General features: G+C 74.1%; 25 protein-coding genes and 1 tRNA gene. 20 read left to right on the top strand and 6 right to left on the bottom strand.

Annotation, left to right across the window (positions count from 1 at the left end; all coding sequences use genetic code 11):
* Nucleotides 1–2: 2 nt before the first annotated feature.
* The 8 genes from QK440_RS03620 to QK440_RS03585 all read left to right on the top strand — a co-directional run bounded on the left by QK440_RS03620 (nt 3) and on the right by QK440_RS03585 (nt 7,145).
* Complete coding sequence (locus QK440_RS03620; protein WP_282791455.1) at nt 3–551, top strand: DUF6174 domain-containing protein; 549 nt, start codon at nt 3–5, stop codon at nt 549–551.
* A 132-nt stretch (nt 552–683) separates the two neighbouring features.
* Nucleotides 684–959: a hypothetical protein gene (locus tag QK440_RS03615; RefSeq protein ID WP_282791454.1), complete on the top strand. Its 276-nt coding sequence runs from the start codon at nt 684–686 to the stop codon at nt 957–959.
* Between the two features lie 184 nt (nt 960–1,143).
* Nucleotides 1,144–1,455, top strand: a complete 312-nt coding sequence (locus QK440_RS03610) for a hypothetical protein (RefSeq protein WP_282791453.1) — start codon at nt 1,144–1,146, stop codon at nt 1,453–1,455.
* Nucleotides 1,433–2,188 carry a sigma factor-like helix-turn-helix DNA-binding protein gene (locus QK440_RS03605; protein ID WP_282791452.1) on the top strand — a complete coding sequence of 252 codons (756 nt, stop codon included), beginning with the start codon at nt 1,433–1,435 and terminating at the stop codon, nt 2,186–2,188. The genes QK440_RS03610 and QK440_RS03605 overlap by 23 nt, the downstream gene beginning before the upstream one ends.
* Nucleotides 2,189–2,259: 71 nt before the next feature.
* Nucleotides 2,260–3,372 (top strand): hypothetical protein, encoded by a 1,113-nt coding sequence (locus tag QK440_RS03600; RefSeq protein ID WP_282791451.1) that lies wholly within the window; start codon nt 2,260–2,262, stop codon nt 3,370–3,372.
* Between the two features lie 272 nt (nt 3,373–3,644).
* A complete protein-coding gene (locus tag QK440_RS03595) occupies nt 3,645–4,115 on the top strand; it encodes a TrkA C-terminal domain-containing protein (RefSeq protein WP_282791450.1) in 471 nt (156 codons plus the stop codon).
* Between the two features lie 4 nt (nt 4,116–4,119).
* Nucleotides 4,120–5,457, top strand: a complete 1,338-nt coding sequence (locus tag QK440_RS03590; RefSeq protein WP_282791449.1) for a cation:proton antiporter — start codon at nt 4,120–4,122, stop codon at nt 5,455–5,457.
* A gap of 155 nt (nt 5,458–5,612) precedes the next feature.
* Entirely contained in the window at nt 5,613–7,145 is a 1,533-nt protein-coding gene (locus QK440_RS03585) for an MFS transporter (protein WP_282791448.1), read from the top strand.
* A 48-nt stretch (nt 7,146–7,193) separates the two neighbouring features.
* On the opposite strand, the gene QK440_RS03580 is transcribed toward QK440_RS03585, so the two are convergent.
* Complete coding sequence (locus QK440_RS03580; protein WP_282791447.1) at nt 7,194–7,655, bottom strand: GNAT family N-acetyltransferase; 462 nt, start codon at nt 7,653–7,655, stop codon at nt 7,194–7,196.
* A gap of 196 nt (nt 7,656–7,851) precedes the next feature.
* On the opposite strand from QK440_RS03580, the gene hemC reads away from it, so the two are divergent.
* The gene (hemC, locus tag QK440_RS03575; protein WP_282791446.1) at nt 7,852–8,787 is read left to right on the top strand and encodes a hydroxymethylbilane synthase; all 936 of its coding nucleotides are present in this window, start codon (nt 7,852–7,854) and stop codon (nt 8,785–8,787) included.
* Nucleotides 8,788–8,836: 49 nt separating this feature from the next.
* On the opposite strand, the gene QK440_RS03570 is transcribed toward hemC, so the two are convergent.
* Entirely contained in the window at nt 8,837–9,703 is an 867-nt protein-coding gene (locus QK440_RS03570) for an AraC family transcriptional regulator (protein WP_282791445.1), read from the bottom strand.
* A gap of 285 nt (nt 9,704–9,988) precedes the next feature.
* Here QK440_RS03570 and QK440_RS03565 point away from each other — a divergent pair, with 285 nt between their 5' ends.
* From QK440_RS03565 to QK440_RS03540, 6 genes are all read left to right on the top strand, one after another.
* Complete coding sequence (locus QK440_RS03565) at nt 9,989–10,462, top strand: carboxymuconolactone decarboxylase family protein (protein WP_282791444.1); 474 nt, start codon at nt 9,989–9,991, stop codon at nt 10,460–10,462.
* 271 nt (nt 10,463–10,733) lie between these two features.
* Nucleotides 10,734–12,119: a sensor histidine kinase gene (locus QK440_RS03560; RefSeq protein ID WP_282791443.1), complete on the top strand. Its 1,386-nt coding sequence runs from the start codon at nt 10,734–10,736 to the stop codon at nt 12,117–12,119.
* A 12-nt stretch (nt 12,120–12,131) separates the two neighbouring features.
* Complete coding sequence (locus QK440_RS03555) at nt 12,132–12,776, top strand: response regulator transcription factor (RefSeq protein ID WP_282791442.1); 645 nt, start codon at nt 12,132–12,134, stop codon at nt 12,774–12,776.
* Between the two features lie 166 nt (nt 12,777–12,942).
* Nucleotides 12,943–13,031: transfer RNA gene (locus QK440_RS03550), tRNA-OTHER, on the top strand.
* Nucleotides 13,032–13,246: 215 nt separating this feature from the next.
* The gene (locus tag QK440_RS03545) at nt 13,247–14,167 is read left to right on the top strand and encodes a serine protease (RefSeq protein ID WP_282791441.1); all 921 of its coding nucleotides are present in this window, start codon (nt 13,247–13,249) and stop codon (nt 14,165–14,167) included.
* 436 nt (nt 14,168–14,603) lie between these two features.
* Nucleotides 14,604–16,016, top strand: a complete 1,413-nt coding sequence (locus tag QK440_RS03540) for a SpoIIE family protein phosphatase (protein ID WP_282791440.1) — start codon at nt 14,604–14,606, stop codon at nt 16,014–16,016.
* A 75-nt stretch (nt 16,017–16,091) separates the two neighbouring features.
* Here the strand turns inward: QK440_RS03540 and QK440_RS03535 are convergent, their stop codons facing one another.
* Nucleotides 16,092–17,588 carry a hypothetical protein gene (locus QK440_RS03535; protein ID WP_282791439.1) on the bottom strand — a complete coding sequence of 499 codons (1,497 nt, stop codon included), beginning with the start codon at nt 17,586–17,588 and terminating at the stop codon, nt 16,092–16,094.
* A 234-nt stretch (nt 17,589–17,822) separates the two neighbouring features.
* Between QK440_RS03535 and QK440_RS03530 the strand changes: the two genes are divergently transcribed.
* Nucleotides 17,823–18,992 (top strand): aminoglycoside phosphotransferase family protein, encoded by a 1,170-nt coding sequence (locus QK440_RS03530; RefSeq protein ID WP_282791438.1) that lies wholly within the window; start codon nt 17,823–17,825, stop codon nt 18,990–18,992.
* A gap of 158 nt (nt 18,993–19,150) precedes the next feature.
* On the opposite strand, the gene QK440_RS03525 is transcribed toward QK440_RS03530, so the two are convergent.
* A complete protein-coding gene (locus QK440_RS03525; protein WP_282791437.1) occupies nt 19,151–19,666 on the bottom strand; it encodes a lytic polysaccharide monooxygenase auxiliary activity family 9 protein in 516 nt (171 codons plus the stop codon).
* 369 nt (nt 19,667–20,035) lie between these two features.
* On the opposite strand from QK440_RS03525, the gene QK440_RS03520 reads away from it, so the two are divergent.
* Entirely contained in the window at nt 20,036–22,012 is a 1,977-nt protein-coding gene (locus QK440_RS03520; RefSeq protein ID WP_282791436.1) for a peptidoglycan recognition family protein, read from the top strand.
* A 100-nt stretch (nt 22,013–22,112) separates the two neighbouring features.
* Here the strand turns inward: QK440_RS03520 and QK440_RS03515 are convergent, their stop codons facing one another.
* Nucleotides 22,113–22,613 carry a hypothetical protein gene (locus QK440_RS03515; protein WP_282791435.1) on the bottom strand — a complete coding sequence of 167 codons (501 nt, stop codon included), beginning with the start codon at nt 22,611–22,613 and terminating at the stop codon, nt 22,113–22,115.
* A 6-nt stretch (nt 22,614–22,619) separates the two neighbouring features.
* On the opposite strand from QK440_RS03515, the gene QK440_RS03510 reads away from it, so the two are divergent.
* On the top strand, nt 22,620–22,859 hold the full coding sequence (locus tag QK440_RS03510) for a hypothetical protein (RefSeq protein ID WP_282791434.1): 240 nt from the start codon (nt 22,620–22,622) through the stop codon (nt 22,857–22,859).
* Between the two features lie 636 nt (nt 22,860–23,495).
* Nucleotides 23,496–24,230 carry a leucine-rich repeat domain-containing protein gene (locus QK440_RS03505; protein WP_282791527.1) on the top strand — a complete coding sequence of 245 codons (735 nt, stop codon included), beginning with the start codon at nt 23,496–23,498 and terminating at the stop codon, nt 24,228–24,230.
* 39 nt (nt 24,231–24,269) lie between these two features.
* Here QK440_RS03505 and QK440_RS03500 read toward each other — a convergent pair whose 3' ends face one another.
* Nucleotides 24,270–25,592: a SidA/IucD/PvdA family monooxygenase gene (locus tag QK440_RS03500; protein WP_282791433.1), complete on the bottom strand. Its 1,323-nt coding sequence runs from the start codon at nt 25,590–25,592 to the stop codon at nt 24,270–24,272.
* Nucleotides 25,593–26,027: 435 nt separating this feature from the next.
* Between QK440_RS03500 and argB the strand changes: the two genes are divergently transcribed.
* On the top strand, nt 26,028–26,831 hold the full coding sequence (gene argB, locus QK440_RS03495; protein ID WP_282791526.1) for an acetylglutamate kinase: 804 nt from the start codon (nt 26,028–26,030) through the stop codon (nt 26,829–26,831).
* Nucleotides 26,832–26,995: the final 164 nt, after the last annotated feature.

Below are 26,995 nucleotides of genomic sequence, written 5' to 3'. Positions count from 1 at the left end.
GCATGACCGCCGTACGCGCCTTCCGTGGTTCCCCTGGTTCCCGCACCCACCGCCGGTGCCGCGCCCGGCGCTGGGCCGTGGCGCTGTTGGCCGGGAGTTCCCTGTGGGCCGCCGCGGCCTGTGGCGACGGCTCCTCCGCCGAGGTCGCCGCGTCGGCTCCCACGGCGCTCACCACGCCGGGCCCGCCCGCCTGGAAGGAGCCGTCGGCGTACACCTACACGCTCACCTCCAGCGAGGGCGAACGGGCGCTGCTGGGCACGTTCCGGGTGACGGTCCGCGACGGGGAGGTGGTCGAGGCGGTCGGCCTGGACGACAGCGCCCGCCGGTTCGTGCGGGACAGGCCCGACCGCGTACCCACCCTGGGGGACCTGGTGCGCGAACTGGCGCAGGCGCGGCGCGACAAGGCGCACACGGCCGAGGCCGCGTACGCGGCCGACGGGCACCCGGCGCGCATCACCCTGGACTGGGACAGGAACGCGGTCGACGACGAGGCGCGGTACGTCGTCAGCTCCTACAAAACGCTTGGCGGTGCGGCACAGCCGAACGAGTGACGCCTGGTCACCTTTCCGGCCCAGGAGCGGTTACGGGTTGCGGCAGGGCGAGATGAGCGTCCGACCGCGACGCCCCCGACGGCATGCCCGTCGCGTTCCGCAGGCCGCCCTTGCCGGGAAGGAAGAACGACCGTGAAGATCGCCAAGGCCGCCGCCGGTTTCGCCGGTGTCGCGATGGCCCTCGGAGCCGTGTCCCCCGCTGCCGCCGCCGGGCCGCTGGGCGGCGGTGAGCAGTCGGTGAGGCCGGCCATCACCGGCAACAAGACCCCGCTGGACGCCGTCGGCGGCCAGAACACCAAGCAGGTCGTCACCACCGTCCACCACCTCGCCAAGAAACTGAAGGACACCGACGCCACCTCGGCCGCGTCCAAGGTCACCGGCGCCAAGAAGGGGACCGGAGCCCTCTGACCCCCGGCACACGCGAGAGCGGCGTCCCGACACGCACCGGGGCGCCGCTCTCGCGTGTGCCGGAAGGTCCCGCGTGCCGGAACGTCCCGCGACCAGCGCCATGTCACAACTCCCCGCTACGACACCACTGTTGGACGGGAGTGCCGCGCGAGTGCGCGGCGCGGCGACGGGAAGGGGCGCACGGGTGGATCCTGTGGTGGCCGGGGCAGTGGCGACGGTGGTCGTGAGTGTCGTCAGCGGCGTGGTGAGGACGGTCCGCGAGTGGCGCGGCAGGGAGGTGGAGCTGGCGCGCATCACCCATGAGGCCCTGACCGAGCGGGTGCGCTGCGCCGCCCCGTGGGCGTCGCTGCGGGAGACCCACGACGGCCGTCGGGTACGGGTCGTGGCCACGGCGCACCACGCGTCCGCGGCGGCCGCGGCCGGCACGGCCGCCGGCACCGCGGCCGTGGCCCCCGGGATCGGGGGTGGCCGCCGTGGAGGAGGCGACGAGCGCTGAGCTGAGCCCGCCACGGCCGCTGGAGGCCGACACGGCGGCGCTGCCGGGCCGCGACCTGGCCGAGGAGCTGCACGAGACGGAGTACCCGGCGCTGGTGCGGTTCCTGCTGCTGCACGGCGCGTCCTGGAACGAGGCCCAGGACGCCGCGCAGGACGCGTTCACGCAGATGTGCGCGCCGGGCGTGGCCATCCGCTACCCCAAGGCGTGGCTGCGCACGGTGGCCTGGCGTTCGTGGGTGGCGCAGCAGGTCCGCCTGGAGGACAGCTGCGCCGAGCCGCCGGAGCCTCGCGCGCTCGTACGGTGGCAGACGCCCGCGCACGCGGCGGAGCTCGGCGAGGAGGCCCGGCGCGTCACGGCCCTGCTGCTGCGGCTGCCCGCCAAGCAACGGGCCGCCATGGCCTGGCACCTGGACGGCTTCACCACACAGGAGAGCGCCCGCGCGATGGGAACGACGCAGGCCGCCGTACGGCAGAACCTCGCGCGGGCACGGGCGGCACTGCGCGTGGGCCTCGGCCTGGAGGGCGGCGGCGTGGACGACGTACGCGAGGACGGGCGGGACGCCTGCCGGGAACAGCAGGGCCCGCCTCGACCCCGGCGGGCCGCGGGCCACCAGCAGGGCCAGGCCCTGAACCGGGACCGCGACCGGGACGGGGGCCAGAACTACGACCACGAGCACGAGCAGGGTCACGTACGCGAGGACGAGCGGCGGGACGTCCGCGGGGAGCGGCAGTGATGGGCCGGGACGGGGGTGCGCAGGCCGTGAGCGGGGGGCAAGGTGCGTACGGGGCCGGACGCGAGGCCGCGATGGATACCGGTCACGCGGCCACGGTGGACATTAGTCACACGCCTGCGGTGGACACGGGCCACGACGCCGGGGCAGCCACTGGTCACGACACCGGGGCGGTCACCGGCCGCGACGCCGGGGCAGCCACCGGCCACGGCACCAAGGCGGTCACCGGTCACGACGCCGCCGGGGTGGCCGAGCGGGTGCTGGACGGCGTTCTGGCGGCGGCGCACCACCGCGTCGGTATCGCCGTCCACGACCGGCTCATGGGCCAGGGCGGTCTGCCCGAGCTCCGCGACCCGGACCTCGCCCTGGACCGGATGCTGGCCACCGCGCACCGGCAGTCCGGGCTCGCCGTCACCGCGCGGCTGGCGCGCGAGGCGGCCGCCGAGCAGCCGCGGACGGAGCGGGGGCCCGGGTCGGACGCGGGCGGCGCCCTGATGCGGCGGCCCGCGGCCGTGCGCCTGAAGTACCGCCTGGAGGCGCTGGAAGTCGCCCGCGCCCTCTGCCCCGGAGGGCTCCTGGAGTCACTGCAGGCCGCCCTTCGACAGGCGAGCCGGCTGGCGGAGACCCTGGACGCGGACGTGCCCCCTGTCGCGGCGCTCGCCGCCGCGAGCCGGCTCCGCGTCCACCTCGCGCGGGTCCGGCTGCCGCCCGCGCCGCGGCGCCGTCCGGCCCCCGTGATCGGCAGCGACTACCTGACCGCCGTGGAGGAGTTCCTCGCGCCGGGGGCGGAGCACCTCGTCCGTTCCGTACGGGACGTGCGGCTGCTGCTCGACGAGGAGTTCGCCCCTTGCCTGGCGGACGCGGTCAGGTCCGGTCCCTCGCCGGGCGCCGGGGTCGTGGCGCAGGACCTGGTGGACGACGTGGCGGACGCGTACGAACAGGCGGTGGCGCTGCGGCGCTCGGTCGCGGAGGTGGAGCGGGCCTGCACGGACTTCGTGGGCGCCGATCTGCGGGCCGCACGGCTGGACGGCGTGCAACTGGGGGGCATCAGGTGGGACGCGGCCACGCTCTGGCCCGAGGAGTGGGAGCCGCTGATCCGCCGCGCCTCCCTGCCGGTCGGCGGGGAGCGGGGCGTCCTGGTCGTCGCCGCGGAACCGTACGACAGCGTGGTGTCGGCCGACGCCTGAACGGCGGCTCCGCCTCCGCGCGCCCCCTCGGCGGCGCCGGCGCCCGGGGAATCGTCACCTCCGGCCCTGGGCATCGGCGCCCAGGAGAGCGCCTCCTCCCGCCCGGACACCGGCGCCCGGGAGACAGCCCCTCCGGCCCGCGGAGGGCTCTTAGCGTCACCCCGGCTCCGGCACCACCAAGGAGCGGCAAAATCCGGACGATAGGGTGGCATGAACACGAAGTCGCCCATCAACCCCATCAGCACCGAGGGAGAGCTGTGTCCACTTCACGTTTGAGCCGCACCCCGTTGCCCGGCATCGGCACGCGCTACGACCTCACCACCCGTGAGCAGCGCCGCCTCTCCGTCGTGGCGCACCGGGACGGCGGGCGCACGCTCAGCGCCTACCGGTCCGACGACCCGGACGCGTGCGCCCTGTCGCTGCGGCTGTCCTCCGGTGACGCCGCCGCCCTCGCGGACGCGCTGCTGCCCGCGCCGCAGTGCTCCACGCTGCTGCACACCACCGACCTGGGCCTGGTCGCCGAGCGCATCGAGGTCGCCGGGACCTCGCACTGGAACGGGCGGCTGCTCGGCGACACCCGGCTGCGCACCGAGACCGGCGCGTCGGTGGTGGCGGTGCTGCGCCGGGCCGAGGCCATTCCCTCGCCGGCGCCGGACTTCCGGCTCGCGGGCGGCGACACGCTCATCGTGATCGGCACCCGCGAGGGCGTGGAGAGCGCCGCGGCGATACTCGGCAGGGAGTGAGCGCGTGCACTCCGCTGTCCTCCTGATCGAGTTCGGCGCGATCATCCTCGCGCTCGGTCTGCTCGGGCGCCTCGCCGGGCGGTTCCAGTTCTCCCCCATCCCGCTGTACCTGCTGGCCGGTCTCGCGTTCGGCACGGGCGGCCTGCTGCCGCTCGGGACCAGCGAGGAGTTCGTCGCCATCGGCGCCGAGATCGGCGTCATCCTGCTGCTGCTCATGCTCGGCCTGGAGTACACGGCCAGCGACCTCGTCAGCAATCTGAAGACGCAGTACCCGGCCGGGATCGTCGACTGCGCGCTCAACGCGGTGCCGGGCGCCGCCGCGGCCCTCCTCATGGGGTGGGGGCCGGTCGCAGCGGTGGTCCTCGCCGGGGTCACCTGGATCTCGTCGTCCGGCGTCATCGCCAAGGTCCTCGGCGACCTCGGGCGGCTCGGCAACCGGGAGACACCGGTGATCCTGAGCATCCTCGTCCTCGAGGACCTCGCCATGGCCGTGTACCTGCCCATCATCACGGCACTCCTGGCCGGGGTCGGGTGGGCCGCGGGCAGCCTCACGCTGGCGATCGCCCTGGGCGCCGCGGGGGCGGTGCTGTTCGTCGCCGTCCGCTACGGGCGTCTCATCTCGCGGTTCGTCTCCAGCGACGACCCGGAGAAGCTGCTCCTGGTGGTCCTCGGTCTGACCATCCTCGTGGCGGGCATCGCCCAGCAGCTCCAGGTGTCGGCCGCCGTCGGCGCCTTCCTCGTCGGCATCGCGCTGTCGGGCGAGGCCGCGGAGGGCGCGCACACGCTGCTCGCGCCGCTGCGCGACCTGTTCGCCGCCGTGTTCTTCGTCTTTTTCGGGCTGCACACCGACCCGGCGAGCATCCCGCCGGTGCTGCTGCCCGCGCTGGCGCTGGCCGTCGTCACCGCGTGCACGAAGATCGCCACCGGGTACTGGGCGGCGCGCCGCGCCGGGATCTCGGCCAAGGGGCGCTGGCGCGCGGGCGGCGCCCTCGTCGCGCGCGGCGAGTTCTCCATCGTCATCGCGGGCCTCGCGGTCTCCGCGGGCATCGAGCCGTCGCTCGGCCCGCTGGCGACGGCGTACGTCCTGATCCTGGTGGTGGCGGGGCCGTTGACGGCGCGGTACGTGGAGCCGCTCGCGGCCCTCGTGAGCGGTCTGTCCCACCGCCGGGAGGACTCGGCGGCACCGCAGGAGCCGGTGGCACCGCAGGGTCCAGTGGCACCGCAGGACTCGGTGGCACCGCAGGACCCGGCGGCGGCCCCCCGGGCGTGTGCGGAGCCCGCGGCGGAGCGCGAGGCCGCGTCCGGCGCGCGGACACCGGACGGAGCCGTCGACGCGAGCTGACCGGCGGGACACCCGGACGCCCGGACCGCCCTCCGCCCCGCCGTCGCCCCCCTTCCGCCGAGCACCCCGCCCCCGTCCGCCCAGGTCGCGGCGGCCGGGCGGGGCGCCTAGCGTGGACAGGGGTGTTTTTCGAGGCGGGGGGTCTGGAGGCCGCCATGGAGCACACGCCCGAGCCCGGGGACGCCGCGGACCACACGCCCCAGGAGGCGGCGCGTCCCGCCCCGCACGACCCGCACCGAGCGGGCGGCAAGCACGAACACCGGTGGCTGATCCTCGCGGTGATCGCCGTCGCCCAGCTCATGGTGGTCCTGGACGCGACGATCGTGAACATCGCGCTGCCGTCCGCCCAGCGCGACCTGGACTTCAGCGACGGCAACCGGCAGTGGATCGTCACCGCCTACGCCCTCGCCTTCGGCAGCCTGCTGCTGCTCGGCGGGCGCATCGCGGACCTGGTGGGCCGCAAGGCCGTCTTCATCGCGGGCCTCGCCGGGTTCGCGCTCGCCTCGGCGCTCGGCGGCGCCGCGACCAGCTTCGGCATGCTGGTCCTCGCCCGCGCGCTGCAGGGCGTGTTCGGCGCCCTGCTCGCGCCCGCCGCGCTGTCGCTGCTGACCACCACGTTCACCGACCCGCGCGAACGCGCCAAGGCGTTCGGCATCTACGGCGCCGTCGCCGGCTCGGGCGCCGCGGTGGGCCTGCTGCTCGGCGGCGTCCTGACGGAGTACCTGGACTGGCGCTGGTGCCTGTACGTGAACCTGGCCTTCGCGGCGGCCGCCATCCTCGGCGGCGCGCGCCTGCTGCACCCGGGGGCGCCGCCGGACCGGCCGCGCCTTGACGTGCCCGGCACGATCCTGGTCTCCGCGGGCCTGTTCTGCATTGTCTACGGCTTCTCCAACGCCGAGACGCACGCCTGGGGCGACTGGATGACCTGGGGCTTCCTGGTCATCGGTGCCGTGCTGGTGACGCTGTTCGCCTGGTGGCAGACGCGGGCCGCGCACCCGCTGCTGCCGCTGCGGGTGGTGCTCGACCGGGACCGCGGGGCGTCGTTCCTCGCGATGTTCATCTCCGGCGCGGGCATGTTCGGCGTGTTCCTGTTCCTGACGTACTACATGCAGCAGATCCTCGCCTACTCCCCCATCAAGACCGGCCTGGCGTTCCTGCCGATGGTCGCGGTGATGGTGGTGGTGTCGGTGCTGACCACCAACGTGCTCGTGCCCCGCTTCGGCGCGAAGCCGATCGTGCCGCTCGGCATGGGCCTGTCGGCGGCGAGCATGGCCTGGCTGACCGCCCTCGGCACGGACAGCGGCTACGCCGCGCACGTGCTGCCGCCGCTGCTCGTCATGGGGCTCGGCCTCGGCCTCATCTTCGCCCCGGCGATGAGCATGGCCACCTCGGGCATCGCCGCGCACGACGCGGGCGTCGCCTCCGCGCTGGTCAACACCACCCAGCAGGTCGGCGGTTCCATCGGCACGGCGCTGCTCAACACGCTCGCCACCACCGCCGCCTCCCACTACCTCTCCGGCCGGAGGCCGACCTCCGGCGCGCGGGCCGAGGCCCAGATGCGCAGCTACGAGACGGCGTACTGGTGGTCGGCCCTGTTCTTCGCCATCGGGCTCGTCGTGACGTTCGTGCTGTACCGCAGGGGCCGCCCCGCGGACGGGCACCTGAGCGACGGCGCGGTCCACATGTGAGCGGGCGCGTCCCCCAGGAGGCCGCGGGCGCGCGGACCGCACGCCCGCTCACACCTCCCGTACGAACAGCGTCACCGTCACGCCCTCCACGAAGCCGTTGCGGCGCATCAGCGCGGCGGAGGCCGTGTTGCGGGACTCCACGTCCGTGACGACGGCGGCGGCGCCCGCCTCGGTGAGCGTGCCGCAGCACGCCCGCACCAGCCGGCTCGCGATACCGCGGCCCTGGTGGGCGGGGGCCGTCGCGATCCACTCCAGGTTCCCCCAGTCGGCCCGCTGGTCGAACCCCATGGACCCGAGCACGAACCCCGCGAGCGCGCCGTCGGCCAGAGCCACCCAGCAGGCGGGCGCCTCCGCGTCCAGGTGCCCGGCGATCGCCGACAGCGACCAGGAGGTGTACGGCTTCACGGACGTGTCGTAGACCTGACGGCCGAGGGCGAGGACGGCGGGCGCGTGGCCGGGCTCCATCGGGGCGAGCCCGACGGACTGGCGCTCGGCGTCGGGCCTGGTCATGGGGCCTCCAAGGGGCGGGCCCCGGACGGTCCGGGGGCTCGTCCTCACGGTACGAGCGGGCACGGCCGTCCGCACGCCGGCCGTGGCGCGCGGACGGGCACGGGCCCGGGGCGGACGTCAACCCCTGGAGCGTGTAACCCAGTTGGATGAGGCACCGGTGACGGATTCGCACCCGGCAGGGCCTATGGTGTACGGCATGTCCGCTCCCGACCTGATCCGCATCGTGTCCCGCTCCTCCCCCATGGCCCTCGCCCAGGTGGAGCGCGTGCGCACGGAACTCGCGGCGCTGTACCCCGGCATCCGTACCGAAGTCCTGCCCGTGACGACCTCCGGCGACCGGTGGATGGGGGACCTGGCCCAGCTCGGCGGGAAGGGCGCGTTCACCAAGGAGGTCGACGCGGCGCTGCTCGCCGACGAGGCCGACCTGGCGGTGCACTGCGTGAAGGACGTGCCGGCGGACCGGCCGCTGCCGCAGGGCACGACGTTCGCGGCGTTCCTCAAGCGCGACGACATCCGCGACGCGCTCGTCCACCCGGGCGGGCTGACCCTGGACGAGCTGCCGCCGGGCAGCCGCATCGGCACGTCGTCGGTGCGCCGTGTCGCCCAACTCGCCGCCTCGCACCCGCACCTGACGTGCGTGCCGATGCGCGGAAACGCGGGCCGCCGCCTGGAGAAGCTGGCCGCGGGCGACGCGGACGCGCTGCTGCTCGCCGTGTCCGGCCTCGAACGGATCGGCGCCACCGGGCTGATCTCCCAGGTGCTGCCGGTGGAGACGATGTGCCCGCCGATCGGTGCCGGGATTCTCGCCCTGCAGTGCCGCGAGGACGACGTGACGACCATCGAGGCGGTGACCGGCCTCGGCGACCGCGACGCCTGGCGCGAGGCCACGGCGGAGCGCATGCTCCTGCACGTGCTCCAGGGGCACTGCAACTCGCCGATCGCCGGGTACGCCCGCAGCGAGCCCGGCGGCGACCTGTCCCTGCGCGCCTGCGTCTTCACCCCGGACGGCAAGCGGGTCCTCAACGCCCACGAGTGGGCCGGTCCCCTCGACCCGGCGACGCTCGGCACGTCCGTGGCGGTGACGCTGCTGCGCCAGGGCGCGCGGGAGCTGATCGACGCGATCCCCCACTGAGCCCGCTCGGCGGCCTCCCGGGCCGGGAGCCGCCCGCGCCGCCGCCCGCTCAGCCCGTCGCGCGCTCCACGGGGATCCACAGCTCGGCGTCCGCCCGCGCCCCGTCCGGCGAGAGCCGGGTGCGCAGCATCTCGGGCCCCGGGCGGCTCCGGTAGGGGTTGGACGGGAACCACTGCGTGAAGACGTCCCGCCACAGGTGCTGCAGGGCCCCCGGGAACGGGCCGGAGTTCTCGAAGACCGCCCACGGGCCCGCCGGGACGGTGAGCTGGTCCAGCCCCTTCGGCGCGGCGGCCGATGTCACGACCCCGTGGTAGTAGTCGAACATGGTCCCCTCGGCCCGGCTCGGGTCGAGGCCGTCGCTCACCCCGACGATCCCCCGCGGCTCCTGGTCGCAGAGCCCGGTGAGGCGCCCGGCGGCCTCCTGGCCGGTGCCCCGGATGAACTCGGCGAGCGCCGGGTTCACGCCCTCGTGCACGAGGGGCACCCTCGCCTTCCTGCCGACCACGCGGAACTCCCCCTTGTCCACGACTCGGTAGCGCATGCTGCCGCTGCCCTCGACGACGAGGCGGAAGGACATACGGGGCTGGGAGCGCAGGGCCGCGCCGGTCCGCCGTGCCTCGCCCGGGCCGACCCCGTGCACGGCGCGGAACGCGCGCGCGAACGCCTCGCCCGAGGTGTAGCCGTAGCGCACCGCGATCTCCAGGAGCGTCCGCTCCCCGGCGAGGACCTCGGCGCCCGCGACGGTCAGCCGGCGGCGCCGGACGTACTCCGACAGCGGGATGCCCGCCAGCGCGGAGAACATCCGCCGGAAGTGGTACTCCGACGTCATCGCGATCCGGGCCAGCTCGGCCACCTCGACGCGCCCGTCGAGACGCGCCTCGATGTGCTCCAGGGCCCGGTTGAACGGCTCCAGCACTCCTGCCTCCTTGTTTCCGCGTCTTCCGCGTCTTCCGCGTCTTCCGCGTCTTCCGGGTCTTCGGCGTCTTCCGGGTCTTCGGCGTCTTCCGCACGCTCGCGCGAGGAAGGGACCACTGTGCCTCACCTGTGTGCGGTGCCTCGTACGCCGGTCCCCACGTACACGTGGTCGACACGCCACCTCACATTCCGGAGGGCTGTCTCGTCGGATCTGTGGAGCGCGCCGAACCCGTGCGCGCCCCGCTTTCCGACCCGCCACCGGCGCGGGCAGTCAAAGGAGATCAGCATGGAACCCCGTCTCGACTTCCTCACCAACCCGGTCTCGGCCGGTTTTCTGAAGCACCTCGTCTCGGCGGGCAGGACACTTGTGGACTCGTCGCTTCCGGCCACGACCCGAGAGCTGGTGGCGCTGCGCGCGAGCCAGATCAACGGCTGCGGCTTCTGCGTCGACCTGCACACCAAGGAGTCCGCGCGTGCCGGGGAGTCGGCCGTCCGCCTCCACCTGCTGGCGACCTGGCGTGAGGCCACGGTCTACACCGAGGCCGAGCGGGCCGCCCTGGAACTGACGGAACAGGGCACGCGGATCGCCGACCCGGCCGGCGGGGTCACGGACGAGGCCTGGGCGAACGCGGCCAAGCACTACGACGAGGACCAGCTCGCCGCCCTGGTGTCGACCATCGCCTCCATCAACGCCTTCAACCGCCTGAACGTCATCACGCGCAAGCCCGGGGGTGACTACGTGCCCGGGCAGTTCGACTGACGGCAGGCGTTCGGCGCGTCCCCCAGGCGCGTTCCTGGGGGAAAACCTCAGGGCAGGCCGGAGGAAAGCCGCATTCCGGCGGGGGCGGCGGAGGCCCTAGCCTGAAGAGGGCCGCCCCTGGGGGGGGGGGGGGGGGGGGGGGCCCCCCCCCCCCCCCCCCCCCCCCGGGGGGGGGGGGCCCCCCCCCGGCGGGGGGGGGCGCCCCCGGGGCCCCGCTGTCGCCCGTGGCGGCCGCTGGTCCCACGCGCCGCCCGACGAGAAAATGATCACCATGCACGACACCAGCGGGGCCGCCACCCGCCCCTCTCCCGCCCCGGTACGCTCCCTCGCCCGTACGCTGCTGCGCGCACCGCTGACCCTGCGCGCCCTGCGGGAGGCGGTGTACTGCCTGCTCGCCTTCCCGGTCGGGCTGGCCGGGGGTGTCGTCGTGACGGTGCTGCTGGCCCTCGGGGCGGGTCTGACGGTGTCGCTGGTCGGCGCCGTCGTGGGCGTACTGGTCCTGGTGGCGGGGGTGTGGCTCGCGCGGACGCTGGGCGCGGGCCACCGGCGCCTGGCGTCCCGGCTGCTCGGGGAGCGGCTGCCCCCTCCGGGGCCGCCGCCCGTCGGCCGAGGCCTCCTGGGGCGGCTCGACGCGCGGCTGCGGGACGGCGCGGGGTGGCGGGCGGTGTCGTACGTCCTGGTCAAGCTGCCCGTGAGCGCGCTCGGGATGTACGCGGTGCTGTGGTGGCTGACCGGCCTGGTGAACGTGACGGCTCCGCTGCGGTGGGCGGTGTTCGGGCAGCGGCCGGGCTCCGGCGGGGCGGGCGGGATGCCGGTGCTCACGCCCGTCCCGGTCGGCGGCCTCGAAGTGGACACCTTCGCCGGGACGTTCGCGGCCCTCGCGCTCGGTCTCGCCCTGCTGCTGCTCGCCCCCTGGTCGACGCGCCTGGTCGTGGAGGCCGACCGGTGGCTGCTGCGCGCACTGCTGGGCAGGGACCGGCTCGCCGACCGGGTCCGCGACCTGGAGGAGACGCGGGCCCTCGCCGTCGACGACTCGGTGGCGCTGCTGCGCCGCCTGGAGCGCGACCTGCACGACGGCGCGCAGGTGCGGCTCGTCGCGGTCGCCATGAGCCTGGACATGGTCAAGGAGCGCCTCGGCCCGGCGGACCCCGAGGACACCGCGCCCGCCGTGGGCCCCGCCGACCTGTCCCGCGTACGGCAGCTCGTGGACGGCGCCCACCGGAACGCGACCGAGGCCCTGACCGAGCTGCGCGACCTCGCCCGGGGGCTGCACCCGCCCGCGCTCGACGACGGCCTGCCCGACGCGCTGGCCACCCTCGCCGCCCGCAGCAGCGTCCCCGTCCGGCTGACCACCGACGTGCCGCGGCGGCCCACGCCCGCCATCGAGACCATCGCGTACTTCTGTGCGGCCGAGCTGCTCACCAACGTGATCAAGCACAGCGGCGCCACGCGGGCCGACCTCACGGTCGAGGAGTGCCGCGACGGCGTGCTGCGGCTGCGGATCGTCGACGACGGCCGGGGCGGCGCGACGATCGGCGCGGGCAGCGGCCTGGCCGGTCTCGTCCAGCGGGTCCGCCCGGTCGACGGCAGGCTGACCGTGCACAGCCCGGCGGGCGGGCCGACGACGGCCGTCGTCGAGCTGCCGCTGCACGCGTGAGACCATGCCGCCATGCGTGTCGTGATCGCCGAGGACGCCGCCGTCCTGCGGGAATTGCTGGCCCAGATGCTCGTGGAGCGCGGCCACGAGGTGTGCGCCGCCGTCGGGGACGCGGACGCGCTGCGCGCCGCGGTGGCCGAGCACCGGCCGGACGTCACCGTCGTCGACATCCGGATGCCGCCCACCCACACCGACGAGGGCCTGCGGGCCGCCGTCGACGTCCGCCGCGCGCACCCGGGCACCGGAGTGCTGCTGTTCTCCCAGTACGTGGAGACGAAGTACGCCACGCGGCTGCTCGCGGACGGCTCGGCCGGCGTGGGCTACCTGCTGAAGGACCGGGTCGCGAACGTCGCGGAGTTCACCGACGCCCTGGAGCGCGTCGCCGCGGGCGGCACCGCCCTCGACCCGGAGGTCGTCACCCAGCTCGCCGGGGCGAGCCACCGCGCGGCGGAGCTCGCGCCGCTGACCGAGCGGGAGCGCGAGGTGCTGACCCTGATGGCGGAGGGCCGCACGAACGCGGCGATCGCCCGGGCGCTCGCGGTCTCCGCGGGCACGGTGGAGAAGCATGTAGCTGCCGTGTTCGACAAGCTGGGGCTGCCCGTCTCGCACGACCACAACCGCCGCGTCCTCGCGGTGATCCGCTACCTGCGGGCGTGACCGCCGCACCACCACCGACAGCCGCGCGGCGCGGACGAGGTGGCGCGCCGGGCCCGTGGGTGCGCCCACGAGCTCCAGCGCGCCGTCAGCGAACGGTCAGCGCGCGGTGGATACTTGGTGATGTGACCGGGACGAAGGGATGCACCTCCTTTCCTCCCGGGCCCAGGGAGAGGTGCCCGGAGTGGCTTATCGGGGACCGGAGTTCGCTTCAGTCGGGTGTCCGCACCCACGCAGGTTCGAATCCTGCCCTCTCCGCTCACTCCACCGGACCGGTCGGGTGGCATCCCCCCGGCGCGCTTCCCCACGCGGACGCCAGGCGCGCCCGCGCCTACGGGAACGGACCCGCGTCCGCGCGCACTTGACCCTCCGCTGACCCTCCGCGCTCTTGTCCTGGCGACGGGTTACCCCAAAGATGCACATGACAAAACCGAAGGACCTTCGGTCACACAGTCATCAGAGGGGACCCCCACATGAACAAGCCTCTCGTCGGCGCGGCCCTCACCGCGCTGCTCCTCGGTGCGACGGCTCTCCCCGCGTCGGCCGTCAGCAACGAGGCCCCCGTCGCCGACCAGCGCGCGACGGACCGGTCCACGGCCGCGGCTGCGCCGGGGACCAAGGCGAAGGCCGTGACCTTCGCCGGCACCGTGGCGCTCAGCAACTGCTCCGGCTCCGTCGTCCGCGTGCCCAGCTCCCAGCCCACCGACCGCGCGCTCGTCCTGTCCAACGGCCACTGCCTGGAGACCGGCTTCCCGGGCCCGGGCCAGGTGATCGTCGACCGGCCGTCCTCGCGCAGCTTCACCCTGCTGAACGCGAGCGGCGGCAACGCGGGCACGGTGCGGGCCGGCAAGATCGCGTACGGGACGATGACCGACACCGACCTCTCGCTGTACGAGCTGACCAGCACCTACCGCGACATCGAGAGCCGCTTCGGCATCAAGGCGCTGGACCTCGACGCCGCGCACCCGCAGGCGGGCCGGGCCATCACCGTCGCCTCCGGCTACTGGAAGCGGATGTACAAGTGCAACATCGACGGCTTCGCCTACCGGCTCAAGGAGGGCCGCTGGACCTGGAAGGACTCCGTCCGCTACACCTCGCCCTGTCAGGTCATCGGGGGCACCTCCGGCTCCCCGGTGATCGACGACGCCACCGGCAAGGTCGTGGCCGTCAACAACACCATCAACGAGAGCGGGCAGCGCTGCACCGACAACAACCCCTGTGAGGTCGACGAGAACGGCAACGTCACCGTCCGCCGCAGCATCGGGTACGCGCAGCAGACCTACACCGTCGTCCCCTGCGTCGGGACCGGCAACAAGATCGACCTGAGCCGCCCGGGCTGCACCCTGCCCAAGCCCGCGGCAGCGGAGCAGCGCCGCTCCCCCGTCCCGCGCTGACGCCCCGCACCGCCCCTTCGCACGCCGGGCGCAGGGACCACGGAGACGCGCGCTCCGTGGTCCCCCCGCGCCCCGGCACGTCCCGGTGCCCGGGCGCGGGTCATGCCTGCCGCACGCCGGTCGGCGGCCGTGGTGTTACGGCACCGAGGCATGGAATCGCGTCACCGTGGCCGGAGACCGCCGCCTGCGCACCAGGACGGCGACATATGCCACCAGCACGACCACATCGGGTGTTGCCAAATCCCTTACGCGCCTGAGTCCGCTGTGCCAGAGTCGGTAGCGGTCGAAGAGTTGTTACGTAAGTCGGAACGCACCCCCCAGCAGCAACGCGCCCCCCTCAGCAGCAAGGCACCCCGGCAGCGCAGCCGGTCGGCGAGCCCCGCCGGCGCGGCCGCGCGAGCCGGTCGGGCCGCACCGCATCGTCTACGGAGTCCCCATGCCGTCCCACGTCTTCGCGGACCGACCCGCCCAGCCGCCCGAGCGCGGCGCGGTCGACGCGCTGATCACGCAGACGCGCCGGCTCCGCGGCGAGGTCGACGCCGTGCGGCGCGAGACCCGGGCCGACCACGGCGGCCCCGAGGGCCGGTGGCAGCGCGCGCTCTGCGACCTCGCGGTGCACCAGCTCAACGACCTGCACAGCCACCTGGCCGAGCTGCGGGACGGCCCGCCGCGCGCGCACCCGCCGCGGGAGGGGGCGGCGCGGCCGGAGCCGACGGAGGAATCGCTGCTGAGCCGCGTGGGCAGCGCCGAGTGGAACCTCCTCACCGACGAGGCGAGCTGGTCCGACGAGCTGTACCGGATCCTCGGCCGCGACCCGGCCGCGCCGCCGCTGTCCCTCGACGAACTGCCCTCGCTCGTGCACCCCGGCGACCACGCCCTGCTCACGGCGATGGTCACGGACTGCCTGGTCGACGGCAAGCCCATCGACGGCGAGTTCCGCGTCGTACGGGCCGACGGCGGCGAGCGCCAGGTCCACATGACGGGCGAGCCGGTGCTCGCCCCCGACGGCTCCACCGCCTCCATGTGGGCGGTCCTGCGGGACGTCAGCGAACTGCGCCGCAGCGAGCGCGCGGTGCACGAGAGCCGCGACTCGCTCCGGCGCCGCCAGCACCTCGACCGGACCGAGCACCGCCTCGCGGTCGAGCTGCAGGAAGCCGTGCTGCCGCCGTGGCGCGGCTCGCTGCGGTTCCCGCGCGGCGGCCCCCAGACCCTGGACCTGGCGGCGCACTACCTGCCGTCGTCGTCGAGCGCGCTGATCGGCGGCGACTGGTACGACGCGCTCGAACTGGCCGACGGCCGGACGCTGCTCAGCGTCGGCGACCTCACCGGCCACGGCGTCGCGGTGACCTCGGGCATGGCGATGCTGGTCGGCGCGGTGCGCGGCATGGCCGTCGCGGGCACGCAGCCGGGCCCGCTCATGGGCTGGCTCAACCAGCTCCTCGACACCGCCGCCGAGCCCGCCCTCGGCAGCGCCGTGTGCTGCCTGTACGACCCCGAGCGGCACGTGCTGACCTGGGCGCAGGCCGGACACCCCGCCCCGCTGCTGTTCCGCGACGGGACGGGGCGCGCGCTGACGCCACCGGACGGCGTCCTGCTCGGTGCGACGTCCGGCGCGGCGTACGAGCAGGCCGAGGAGCCCCTGCGCCCCGGTGACCTCCTCCTGCTGTACACGGACGGCCTGGTGCCGCGGCGTTCCCGAGATGCCGCGACCGAGCGGCTGCTCGCCCTGGCGCCGCGGTTCGCCGAGGCGAGGACGGCTCAGGACTGTGTCCGTATCACGGTCGAGGAGTGCGGCGAGGCCCCGCGTGAGGACGACGCCTGCCTGCTCGTGGCCCACGTCGCCCCCTAGCCGGCCGCGGCGCGGACGGCGGGCGACCGCACGCCCGGGTTCGGGGCGGCGTACCGACGGGGCGGAGCGGCTGTCTCAGGCCTGCGCCCACCTGCCTCCCCCTCGGCCCTTCGCCTTCGGCAGGGCGTGCTTGATCTCCTCGCGCAGGTCCTCGATCTTCGGGTAGCCCGCGTACTGCGCGGTCAGCCGGTACATCTCCCGCAGCCGGTCCCAGGTGCGGTGCGAGGAGTTCGACCCCATCGACACCAGTGCGAGCCGGGCGTACCGGTCGGCCTGCTCAGGGTCGTCGGCGATGAAGCACGCCGACGCCAGCGAGATGTAGTCGAAGATCGTGGACCGGTCGCGGCCCTTGGCGCGCAGGGCGATGGCCTCCTTGGCGTGGCGCTGGGCGACGTGCGCGGCCGACGGGTCGTGCTCGGCGAGCGTGCGGTAGGCGAGGGCCTGCATGCCGTGCAGGTCCGCCTCGTCGAACATCTGCATCCAGCTCGGCGGCGGCACGTCGCCCTTGTCGGAGACGAACAGGTCCTCGGCCCGGCCGAGCGTGCGCCGCATCGCCTGGCCCCTGCCCATCGACGCCTGCGCCCAGGCCTCGATGGTGTGCAGCATCGCCCGCGTGCGCGGCAGGGTCTGGTCGCCCGAGCCGGACTTGGCGAGCTTCATCAGGTCCAGGGCGTCGTCCGGCTTGCCCAGGTGCACCATCTGGCGCGCGGCGCGGGAGAGCGCCTCCCCGGCGCGCGGCCGGTCGCCCCCCTCGCGGGCCGCGTGCGCGGCGATCACGAAGTACTTCTGGGCGGTGGGTTCGAGGCCGACGTCGTGGGACATCCAGCCGGCGAGCACGGCGAGGTTGGCGGCGACGCCCCACAGGCGTCGCTGCAGATGGTCGGGGTGTCGGTAGGAGAGCATGCCTCCCACCTCGTTCAACTGGCCCACCACGGCCTTGCGCTGGAGGCCTCCACCGCGGGACGCGTCCCAGGCGCGGAACACCTCGACCGAGCGCTCCAGCTCCTCGATCTCCTGGGACCCGATGGGGACGGCCTCGTAGCGGTCGAATCCGGCGGGGTCGGCGTGCAGGGGGTCGTCGAGACGGGGGGCGTCGGCCTTCAGGGTCGGATCGGTCTGCAGCCAGTCGTGCATGGCGCTGCTGAGTGCGGAGCCGGCGGCGAGCGCGGCACCCGCGCCCACCACACCGCGTCGGTTGAGCATGAGGTCCATTCCCGTGAATTCGGTGAGGACCGCGGCGGTTCGCTCGGGCGCCCACGGCACGCCGTCCGGGTTCTCCACGCCCCCGGCGCCGCGCTGTCTGCCTACGCGCCCGTGCCGGACCAGACCGAGGTCCTCGATGGTCACGACACGGCCGAGACGCTCGGTGAACAGGACCGCCAGAACCCGTGGCACCGGATCGCGCGGGATCTCTCCCATGTCGATCCAGCGCCGCACCCGGGAGGTGTCGGTGGCGAGCTGCGGATGACCCATCGCTGCCGCCTGCCGGTTCACCAGTCTGGCGAGTTCGCCCTTGGACCAGCCGGCGAGGCCGAAGAGGTCCGACAGGCGGGTGTTGGGTTGTCCGTTCACGTCAAGCCCCCAGGTTCTCGGCTGAGTTGACAGTAGCCCTCTGTCAGTTGCTGAGCGACTATTCGCCAGGGTTCGCCAGGGTGCGCCACATGGTGTGCCAGGGGCCTCGGGGTGTCAGGTAGAAGTGCGCCACCCCGACCCGGCCGCCACGAGGCATTCCCCAGGGTGCACCCACGGAGGCCGGGGCGGGAGGGCGTCGCAACTCGTCGGCACACGAAGGGATCTGTATCGCCCATGTACGCAGCATCGTCCTCCGTGTCCGCCCCGCCCCGGCCGCTGCGTCCCCACCCTGCCGCCCGCGGTCCCGTCCGGTCCCCGGAGGTCCCCGCGCAGGGTGGCCCCTATCTGGCTCCGGCGCGCCCCGCGGCGGCCCCGCTCGGCGCCGGCCGGGCGCGGCGTCCCACCGCCAACGGACCGCTCAGCGGGAGACTCGACCTGTCCGGCCCCCAGGGTGCGCAGCTCCGCACCGCCATCGCGTCGGTGCACCGCCTCTGCCCGGAGTTCCACCCGGTGCAGGTGCTGCGCCGCAGCGGCCGGACGGTCCTGCTCGTCGGGACGACGGGCCGCAGCACGGCCGTCGCCAAGTGCCTGCTCGACCACTCGTCCCTGTGGTCGGAGCGGATCCGGCACGAAATAGCGGCATACCGTTCGTTCGTCAGGCACCGTCCGCCCGTGCGGGCGCCGCGGCTCATCGCGGCCGACCCGGACGAGGGCACCCTGGTGATCGAGCGGATGCCGGGCCGGGTCGCGGCCCTGCAGCGGCACCCCGTGGAGCCCCCGCCGCGGGCGGACGTGCGGGCGGCGGTGGGCGCGGTGCACCGCCTGAACCAGTGGCAGCCGCCGAACGACACGTTCGGCAAGCCGCTGGACTACCCGCGGCGCATCTCCCGCTTCCACGAGCTGGGGCTGCTCACCGACCGGGACATGGGCGACCTGCAGAAGCTGCTGCACGGCATGGCGCAGGCGTACGCGTCGAACCCGCAGGCGATGTGGCAGTTCTGCCACGGCGACGCCCTGCTGTCCAACATCCTGCTGTCCCCGGCCGGTCCCGTCCTGGTCGACTGGGAGCAGGCGGGCTGGTACCTGCCCGGCTACGACCTGGCGACGCTGTGGGCGGTCCTCGGCGACGCCCCGGTGGCGCGTCGCGAGATCAGCCAGCTCGCCCAGCAGGCGGGCCCGGCCGCGCGCGACGCGTTCCTGGTCAATCTGATGCTGGTGCTGACCTGCGAGATCAGGAGGTGTGAGACGGCCGTGCAGCGCACCCTGCGCGACAGCGGCCCGGCGGGCCCGGCCCACCCCGGGGCCGTGCCGTCCGGCGAGGAGCAGCGGCTGCTGCTGCGGCGGCTGCACGACGACTGCCAGATGGCCCGCCGCGCGGTACGGGCGGCGGTCGGCACGCGCTGACGTACGGGACCGACGGGCCGGCGGTACGCCGAAGGAGAGAGGCGTATCGCTGGCTTCCGCTGTGCCCGCGCGGGGCCGGTGGTGACCGGGGCGGAGGCGGGTGCGACCCCCGCGGGGCCGGGCGCGGCTGTGTCCCGGGCGCCGCGAGGGCCGTGGCGTCAGCCCCTGATGTTGATGTCGACGCAGGCGTAGAACGCGTTCGCGGTGTCGTAGATGTTCCACACCGCGAGCATCTTGTGCCGGCCGGTGAGGCCGCCGAAGTCGACGGTGTGCGTCACGGTCGTGGGAGGCTGGCGACCGTTGTCGTTGATCTCCTTGACCTTCTGTCCGTCCACGAAGTACTGCCACGTGCTGGTGCGGTGGGGTGCCGTCAGCCGCCAGGTGAACTGCTGCGAGCGGCTGACGTCGGAGACCTTCCAGCCCTTGCTGTCGTCGTCGAGCTCACGGAACCGCGCGTTGCCTCCGCTGCAGCTCCGCAGCCCCTTGGGACCTTCGACGCTCTGCGGCTCCCACTTGATCTCGCCGCAGGAGACGGTGCCCGCCGCGCACTGCGCCTGGCGGCTCGGCGGCGAGTTGATGTAGCCGTGCGCGCTGGCCGGGGTGACCGACGCGAGGACCAGGAGGGGCGCGCACGCCGCCCCTATGCCCGCGGCGAGCTTCCGCTTGGTGTTCATCTCTGCTCCCTCTGAGGTGGGGGATGAGGGACGAGCCGGCCCGGCTCCTGGCCGACCCATTGGCCTAGACCATACTTATTGACGGAACGCCGTCAAGAGTTCCCGCGCGAGGAACCGCCCGGTCCGCCGCCACGGCCCGCATGGGGCCACTGCGCATTGGTCCATTCCACTGACGCGCCGCAGGCGATCGCGTCGCCCGCGGCGAAAACCCGGTGAACCGCCCCTGACATGGGAAAGCCCTGGTAGGGAGGGAGATTGACGGATCGTCGGGGAGCCGGTACCACTGACCCACGCCCCGGCCCCCGCACGCCCCGCCCCGCCGTACCGGCCCAGAAGTCCGCACCGGCCCAGAAGTCTCAGGAGGCTGTCTTGCGAGGATCCGCCCACGCCCCCGTATCCGCAGCGCGCAGACGCACCACCAGGACGGCGGGCGCCCTCGCGGCGGCCGCGCTGCTCGCGCCGCTCCTCGGCGCCGCCCCGGCACCGGCCGCGGACGGGCCCGCCGGGCCGCACGCGCTCCAGCGCGCGTTCGCGTCCGCCGCCACCGCGTACGACGTACCGCAGAGCGTGCTGCTCGGCGTGTCCTACCTGCAGTCCCGGTGGGACGCGCACGGCGGCGCCCCGAGTGTCACCGGCGGCTACGGCCCCATGCACCTGACCGACGCCCGCACCGCGCTCGCCACGGCCCCGCACCACAGCGAGGGCGACGAGGACCCGCGCGGTGACACCTCCCGCCCCCCGCTGAAGCCGCGCCACGTGCCCGAGGACTCCGAAGTCCCGGCCCGGCTCAAGACCTTGAAGCAGGCCGCGCGGGTCAGCGGCATCCCCGAGAGCGAGCTGCGGCGGGACGCCGCGGCGAACGTCCGCGGCGGCGCGGCCCTGCTCGCCGCCGCGCAGCGGCGCCTCGGCGAGCCCCTCACCGACGACCCGGCCGACTGGTACGGCGCGGTCGCGGCGTTCTCCGGCGCCGACGAGCAGGCGAGCGCCGCCGCGTACGCCAACGAGGTGTTCGCGGTCATTCGCGACGGCCAGCGGCGCACGACCGACGCCGGGCAGCGCGTGGCGCTCACCGCCCGGCCCGGCCTGAAGCCGGACACGGCCCAGGTCGAGCGCATGGGCCTGCGCCGGGCCGCCGAGGCCGAGACGGACTGCCCCAAGTCCCTGGCCTGCGAGTGGATCCCGGCCCCGTACGAGGAGTTCGGCGACAACGACTACGGCAACCACGACAAGGCCGACCGGCCCGACTCCCAGGGCATCGAGTACATCGTGGTGCACGACACCGAGGGCCGCTGGGAGGGCGTCCTCAAGATGGTCCAGGACCCGACGTACGTGTCCTGGCACTACACCCTGCGCTCCTCCGACGGCCACGTCGCCCAGCACGTGCGGACCAAGGACGTCGGCTGGCACGCGGGCAACTGGTACGTGAACGCCAAGTCCGTCGGCCTGGAGCACGAGGGCTTCCTGACGGCGCCCGACACCTGGTACACGGAGGCGATGTACCGCTCCTCGGCGCGGCTGGTGAAGTACCTCGCCAAGCGGTACGGCATCCCGCTGGACCGGCAGCACATCCTGGGCCACGACACGGTCCCGGGCACCACGGCGGCCACCATCCGCGGCATGCACACCGACCCGGGGCCGTACTGGGACTGGCAGCACTACTTCACGCTGCTCGGCAAGCCGTTCCACCGCACGGCGGGACCCCAGGGCGGCCTGGTGACGGTGGCGCCGCGGTTCGAGCAGAACAGGCCGGTGTTCACCGGCTGCGCCAAGCCGGGTGAGACGTGCACGCCGCACGGGTCGAGTGCGGTGCGCGTGTACAGCGCGCCCAGCGAGGACGCGCCGCTCATCAAGGACATCGGGCTGCGGCCGGGCGGCGAGCCGTCCACGATCGACGTGAACGACACGGGCTCGCGCCTGTCGACCGGCCAGCAGTACGCGGTCGCCGAGCGCAGGGGTGACTGGACGGCCGTGTGGTACCTCGGCCAGAAGGCCTGGTTCAAGAACCCGCGGAAGCAGCCCACGGCCGTCGACGCGCGGGGCCTGACGGTGACGCCGAAGGACGGCGTGAGCGAGGTCCCGGTGTACGGCCGCGCCTACCCGGAGAAGGAGGCGTACCCACCGGAGGTCCCGGTGCAGGCGGTCTCGCCGCTGCCCTACAAGCTGCTCGCGGGGCAGAAGTACGCGATCGGCGCCGAGCTGCCCGGCGAGTACTTCTACGCGCCGACGTTCGACCTGAAGCCGCACCGCGTGGTGCGCGGCAAGGACATGTACTACCAGATCCAGTTCGGTCACCGGGTGGCGTTCGTACGCGCCGCCGACGTGCGGGTGGTGCCGTCCGGCTCCTGACCGTACGGGCACGCCCTGCGGGCCGCCGCGCGGCCCCCGGGACGACGACGCCGGGCCCGGACCCTCGCGGGGTCCGGGCCCGGCGTCGGGGCGCGGCGGGTCAGCCCTGCTGGAACAGCTCGGCGGGCAGCGGCTTGAGGAGCGCGTACAGGTCGTCGGTGATGGGCCGGTCCCAGGCCGCGATGGTCACCAGGACGTTGTCGCTGCGGTCGAACTGCACGCAGGAGATGCGGCTCTCCGACAGGCGCAGCCGGCGCACGATGAGGAGGTTGTCGCCCTGCATCACCGGCACGTCCTCGGAGGCGACGACGGTGACCTCCTCCTCGTTCTCCAGCGCGAGCAGGAGCTGGGCCACCTCGAAGGGCGCCTCGCCGTCGGCGAGGTCGCGGGCCGGGGAGCCCTCCGGCAGATTGCCGATGATCATCGCGGGGCCGCGGCCGCCGAACAGGTCGTAGCGCAGGAAGACGCCCTGGCAACTGCCGTCGGGGGCGGGCAGCAGACCGGCACCGAGGTTGCCGGGCCAGTCCCCCGGGTCCATGGCCAGGACATCGAAGTCCGGCCCTGCGGGCGTGGCGGAGCTGCGGCGGCGGAGGAAGGACATGCGGCCATGGTACGTGCCCGCGGTGCCGTTTCCGGCGCGGGGGCGGCGGCGGGGAAACCGGTGGCCGTGGTGGTCACCGGGGGCGTGCGCGGCCCGCGCGACCCGGCGGGACCGGAGCCGGGCCGCCAGGTCGGCAGGGCACGCGCCACGGCCTCGTTCAGCCGGGTGACGGCCTCCGCGAGGGGCAGCAGCAGCCGGGCGTCCGCCGGGTTCGGCTCGCCGGGGCGCACCGCGTACGGACGGTGAGGCGCGGCGACCGTGCGCGGCTCAGGGCGGCGCCGTCGGCGCGGCAGCACCGCCCGGCCAGGGTCTTCGGGCACCGGGGCGGCGTGGTCGCGCGCCCGGGCGGTGAGGCCCTCCGGCGTGTCGAGGTCGTCGGCGGCACCGCCGTGCCCGTCGTGGCGGGCGGTCGCGGCGAGGCCGAGGGCGAGGACGAGCCGGGTGGACGCCGCCGCGTGCGCCGGGGTAGAGGCCGGGGTGGGCTGGGCTTGGTGGGCAGGATCAGATGATAGGTTCTGCCGGTTCACGAGCGGGGCGCTGGTCGTTCCGGGTGCGGGGCGCGGCCTTTCCGGGGCAGGGTGCCGGGGCCGGTGCTGCGGAGAGGGGTGCTGTGACCGGTGCATCGGGCGGGGTGCCAGGGCCCGGTGCTTCGGAGAAGGGTGCCGATGGCCGGTGCTCCGGGCGGGGCGCCATGGTCCGGCGCGGAGTGCGGCCGTGGTCGGTGTTGCGGAGCGGGGTGCCGGTGTCCGCGCTTCGGGCGGGGTGCCGTGGCCGGTGCTCCGGGGGCGGGGTGCCGATGTCCGGTGCTTCGGGAAGGGGGCGCCGATGGCCGGTGGTCCGGAGAGGGTGCCGGTGTCCGGCGCCGGGGAGAGGGGTGTGCCGGTGATCGGTGGGGCCGTGCTGAACTACTGGCGGGCGGGGCTGGACGCCGTACCGGACGAGGTGTGGCGCCACCCCGGCCTCGACGTGCTGTTGCTGCCCGACAACGCGCTGACGCAGCTGCCCGCCCGCATCGGGACGCTCACCGCGCTGCGCACCCTGGACCTCGGCCACAACCGGCTCACGTTCGTGCCGCCGGAGCTCGGTGACCTCACCGCGCTCGGCGACTTCCTGTACCTCCACGACAACCGCCTGACGTCCCTGCCCGAGGAGCTGGGCCGGCTGACGCGGCTCGCCTATCTGAACGTCGGCGAGAACCGGCTCACCGCCCTGCCGGAGAGCCTCGGCGCCATGGCGGGCCTCGTCGAGCTGCGCGCCCAGCACAACCGGCTCGCCGCGCTGCCCGCGTCGCTCGGCTCGCTGCGCTCGCTGCGGGAGCTGTGGCTGCGCGGCAACGACCTCGCCGCCCTCCCCGAGGGCGTACGGCGGCTCAGCTCCTTGCGCGAACTCGAGCTGCGCGAGAACGCGTTCGCGGCGGTGCCGGAGGCGCTGCGCGGGCTGCCCGCGCTGCGCCGCCTCGACCTGCGGTCCAACCGGCTGCGCGACCTGCCCGCCTGGCTCGCCGAGCTGCCGTCGCTGGAGAAGCTGGACCTGCGCTGGAACGACCTGCGGGACGGCGCGGCCACGGCGGCCACGGTCGCGGCCCTGCGCGCCCGCGGCTGCGTGGTGCTGTACTGAGGAGCCGGAACGCGCCGGGACTGTGGTGGCGTACGCCGGTCAGGCCGTGCGGGCCGGCCGGCGGGCGAGGAGCGAGTCGCGTATCTCGCCCGCGCGCACCGCCGTGTTGGACAGCAGCGTCGACGTCAGTCCGTGCGTGTGCTCGGTGCCGCCCTGGAGGTAGATGGCTGCGGAGACGTGGGGGTCGGTGGCCACGCGGTGGTCGCGGGAGACGACCAGTTCGTCCTCGTCGTCGCGCAGGCACAGCTTGTCGATCTCGCCCAGGCGTTCGCCGATGCCGCGCGGCCGGTAGCCGGTCGCGTGGACGAGCAGGTCGGAGGTGAGGGTCTCGCGCTCGCCGGTGGGCAGGAACTCCACGCCGATGTCGAGGCGGTCGGCGCGTACGTCGATGTCGCGGATGCGGGAGACGTTCAGCATGCGCAGGCGCTGCTGCCCCTGCACCTTCTCCTGGTACATGGTCCTGGACAGCGACTCGATGAGGTCGATGTCCACGACGGAGTAGTTGGTGGAGCGGTGGTAGTCGAACAGCGACTGCTTCACCTCGCGGGGCGCGCGGTGGAACAGGTCCACGGCCTCGGGGTCGAAGATGCGGTTGGCGAAGGGGCTGTCGTCGGCAGGGGTGTACCCGTACTTGGCGAAGACGGAGCAGATCTCGGCGTCCGGGAAGTGGCGGTGCAGGTAGTCGACGCACTCGGCGGCGCTCTGCCCGGCGCCGAGGACGACCGCGCGCCGCACCGGCGTCCCGGCGTCCTTGAGCGCGGCCACGCGCGGGATCAGTTCGCTGTTGTGGAAGACCCGTTCGGAGCTGACGGTGCCGGGCGGCAGGTGCGGCTCCAGGCCGGTGGCCACGCAGATGGCGCGGGCGCGGCGCACCACGGTGCGGTCCGGGTCCGCGGGGTCGCGGCTGACCACGTCGAAGCAGGTGACCTCGCCGCCCTCCGTGACCGGGCGGACGGCGACGACCTCGGCGGAGTACTCGACGAGGTCGGCGACGCCCGTCGCGGCCCACTCCAGGTAGTCGTGGAACTCCACCCTGAGCGGGAACAGCGTCTTCTGGTTGAGGAAGTCGACCAGCCTGTCGCGCTCCTGGAGGTAGCACAGGAAGCTGAAGGCGCTCTTCGGGTCGCGCATCGTGACCAGGTCCTTGAGGAAGGACACCTGCATCGTCGCGTCGTCGATGAGCATGCCCCGGTGCCAGCCGAACGACGGCTGCTTCTCCAGGAAACCGGCGCGTATCCGGTCGCTCTCGTCGGCCCGTTCGTTGTGTTCGTGGACCGCGATCGCCAGAGCCAGGTTCGAGGGGCCGAATCCGATCCCCAGGACGTCGTAGACCACGCCCGTCTCCCCCTGCGTTTCCGTCATGTCCGGACCGCTCTTCACTGCGTTCACCCGCTTCATCGCCTCCCTAAGCAGGCACATGGTAGGTAAGGTAAGCCTCACCTTGCAACGCCTGAGGGGCAATCATATGCGGGCGCGAGGCCGTCGATCGCCAAGCCTCCGCCGCGGCGACTCCGAAACTCCACTTAGGCTAGGCTAATCTAAGTGAATCTTGAGGTCGCGGGCCGGGGTGAGCGTTCGCCCACGGGCCCGGCGGCCGGCACGACTGTTGCCTTCGGCCCACCCCAGGAGGGTGGGCCTGCCCATGAATGGAGTGGCTCCGTGAGCACGACCGCTGCCCGGGGATTCCTCGCGAGCGGGACTCCCGCAGAGATCGAGGAAGCCGGCGAACCCGACCAGCCTCCGGCGGCGCGACGGCTCCGGGAGAGCGCGGTCGTCGTCAAGTTCGGCGGGCACGCCATGGTGGACGCGGACCTCCAGCGGACGTTCGCCGAGGACGTCGTGCAGATGTGGCGGGCGGGGCTGCGCCCGGTCGTGGTGCACGGCGGCGGGCCGCAGATCAGCGCGATGCTCGAACGCCTCGGCCTGGAGACCCGGTTCGAGGCGGGCCTGCGGGTGACGACGCCGGAGACCATGGACGTCGTGCGCATGGTGCTGACGGGCCGCGTCCAGCGGGAGCTGGTCGGGCACATCAACACCCACGGCCCCTACGCCGTCGGCATGACCGGCGAGGACGCCCACACCATGACGGCCGTGCGCCGGCCGGCCTGGGTGGACGGGCGTCCGGTGGACATCGGCCTGGTCGGGGACGTCGTCGACGTGAACCCCGGCATGGTGCGCACGCTCCTGGAGCGGGGGCACGTCCCCGTCGTCTCCCCCGTGGCGCGCGGCGAGGACGGGCAGGTCTACAACGTCAACGCGGATCTCGCCGCCTCGGCCCTCGCCGTCGCCCTCGGCGCCGAACGCCTGGTGGTGCTCACCGACGTCGAGGGGCTGTACGCGAACTGGCCGCACAGCACCGAGGTGATACCGCGCCTGACGGCCGGCGCCCTGGACGAGCTGCTGCCGGACCTGGCCAGCGGGATGCTGCCCAAGATGGAGGGCTGCTTGCGGGCCGTGCGCGGCGGCGTGGGCGCGGCGCACGTGATCGACGGCCGCGTGCCGCACGCGGTGCTGCGCAGCGTCCTCGGGGAGACCAGCCCGGGCACGACGGTGGTCCCCGACACCGCCCCGCGGCACGCGGAGCACGGCACGGGCGACTGACCGCCGCGCCCGGACGAGCAGCGGCCCCAGGTCTCCCCAGAAGGGTGCTTAGCTCGTTGCTCGTCAGTGGCTAGGCGCGGGCGAACTCACGCTCAAGGCCCCGCACCTTTCCGGCGCACTTAGCGCTCGACGTCTTGCCGTACTTGTTCCTGGGGATTGGAGTC

Source organism: Streptomyces sp. CC224B (assembly GCF_030010595.1).
GTDB classification, from domain to species: domain Bacteria; phylum Actinomycetota; class Actinomycetes; order Streptomycetales; family Streptomycetaceae; genus Streptomyces; species Streptomyces longispororuber.
This window is presented reverse-complemented; position numbering and strand designations above follow the sequence as displayed.

Excerpts from the sequence above, each read along its gene's own strand:
- QK440_RS03560 (WP_282791443.1), top strand. The coding sequence starts at position 10,734 with ATGCACGACACCAGCGGGGCCGCCACCCGCCCCTCTCCCGCCCCGGTA.
- QK440_RS03580 (WP_282791447.1), bottom strand. The coding sequence starts at position 7,655 with ATGACCAGGCCCGACGCCGAGCGCCAGTCCGTCGGGCTCGCCCCGATG.
- hemC (WP_282791446.1), top strand. The coding sequence starts at position 7,852 with ATGTCCGCTCCCGACCTGATCCGCATCGTGTCCCGCTCCTCCCCCATG.
- QK440_RS03540 (WP_282791440.1), top strand. The coding sequence starts at position 14,604 with ATGCCGTCCCACGTCTTCGCGGACCGACCCGCCCAGCCGCCCGAGCGC.
- QK440_RS03510 (WP_282791434.1), top strand. The coding sequence starts at position 22,620 with ATGGTACGTGCCCGCGGTGCCGTTTCCGGCGCGGGGGCGGCGGCGGGG.
- QK440_RS03565 (WP_282791444.1), top strand. The coding sequence starts at position 9,989 with ATGGAACCCCGTCTCGACTTCCTCACCAACCCGGTCTCGGCCGGTTTT.
- QK440_RS03525 (WP_282791437.1), bottom strand. The coding sequence starts at position 19,666 with ATGAACACCAAGCGGAAGCTCGCCGCGGGCATAGGGGCGGCGTGCGCG.
- QK440_RS03555 (WP_282791442.1), top strand. The coding sequence starts at position 12,132 with ATGCGTGTCGTGATCGCCGAGGACGCCGCCGTCCTGCGGGAATTGCTG.
- QK440_RS03600 (WP_282791451.1), top strand. The coding sequence starts at position 2,260 with ATGGATACCGGTCACGCGGCCACGGTGGACATTAGTCACACGCCTGCG.
- QK440_RS03585 (WP_282791448.1), top strand. The coding sequence starts at position 5,613 with ATGGAGCACACGCCCGAGCCCGGGGACGCCGCGGACCACACGCCCCAG.
- QK440_RS03515 (WP_282791435.1), bottom strand. The coding sequence starts at position 22,613 with ATGTCCTTCCTCCGCCGCCGCAGCTCCGCCACGCCCGCAGGGCCGGAC.
- QK440_RS03500 (WP_282791433.1), bottom strand. The coding sequence starts at position 25,592 with ATGACGGAAACGCAGGGGGAGACGGGCGTGGTCTACGACGTCCTGGGG.
- QK440_RS03620 (WP_282791455.1), top strand. The coding sequence starts at position 3 with ATGACCGCCGTACGCGCCTTCCGTGGTTCCCCTGGTTCCCGCACCCAC.
- QK440_RS03545 (WP_282791441.1), top strand. The coding sequence starts at position 13,247 with ATGAACAAGCCTCTCGTCGGCGCGGCCCTCACCGCGCTGCTCCTCGGT.
- QK440_RS03530 (WP_282791438.1), top strand. The coding sequence starts at position 17,823 with ATGTACGCAGCATCGTCCTCCGTGTCCGCCCCGCCCCGGCCGCTGCGT.
- argB (WP_282791526.1), top strand. The coding sequence starts at position 26,028 with ATGGTGGACGCGGACCTCCAGCGGACGTTCGCCGAGGACGTCGTGCAG.